Origin of the sequence: Pseudomonas sp. EA_5y_Pfl2_R50 (assembly GCF_963970475.1) — a bacterium.
Taxonomy (GTDB): Bacteria; Pseudomonadota; Gammaproteobacteria; order Pseudomonadales; family Pseudomonadaceae; genus Aquipseudomonas.
This window is the reverse complement of sequence record NZ_CAXAPT010000064.1, coordinates 1-646: the sequence shown is the minus strand read 5'-3', so window position 1 is coordinate 646 and position 646 is coordinate 1. Positions and strand designations below refer to the sequence as shown.

Below are 646 nucleotides of genomic sequence, written 5' to 3'. Positions count from 1 at the left end.
CTGACGGATTTCGAAATTACTACAATCCAAAAGATCGCCTTTCCCCGACCGAAGCACTAGTGGATCGTGCCTACATGCTCGATCTGTCGGTGCCGGAAATGACCGTGCTGGTCGGGGGTATGCGCGCACTGAACGCAAACGCCGGCAAATCGGCGGTCGGCGTGTTAACCGACCGACCAGGGACCCTGAGCAACGACTTCTTTGTCAATCTTCTCGATATGAGGACCGTTTGGTCTAAATCTGTCCAAGATCCCGCGCTGTATGTAGGTAAGGACCGCGCAAGTGGTCAGTCGCGATGGACGGCATCTCCAGTTGATCTGATGTTCGGATCAAACTCCGAGCTTCGTGCGGTTTCTGAAGTCTATGCGCAAAACGACGCTCAGCAAAAGTTCGTCACAGACTTCGTTGCGGCTTGGAACAAGGTTATGAACAACGATCTACAACCAAAATGATCGATCTGTATTCCAGAACTGGAGTACGGTGCGCCCTTATCTGTAAGATCGAGTGAGATAGTTGGGTGACATAATCGGCGTCGGGGCGCCAATAGCGCCCGCGGTGGGGGGGCCCCATAGGGAGAGCACACCGGGGGAAAACCCTGACAACACGAGCTCTCGGTTTGCGGGGTGTTGGTGTAAAAAAAAAAGGG

General features: G+C 53.7%; 1 protein-coding gene. It reads left to right on the top strand.

Annotated features, from left to right (window positions below; translation table 11 throughout):
• Window positions 1-452 (top strand): peroxidase family protein (locus tag AACY19_RS26715; RefSeq protein ID WP_339454485.1); only part of this gene is annotated, 452 nt, incomplete at its 5' end.
• Between the last annotated feature and the right edge of the window lie 194 nt (window positions 453-646).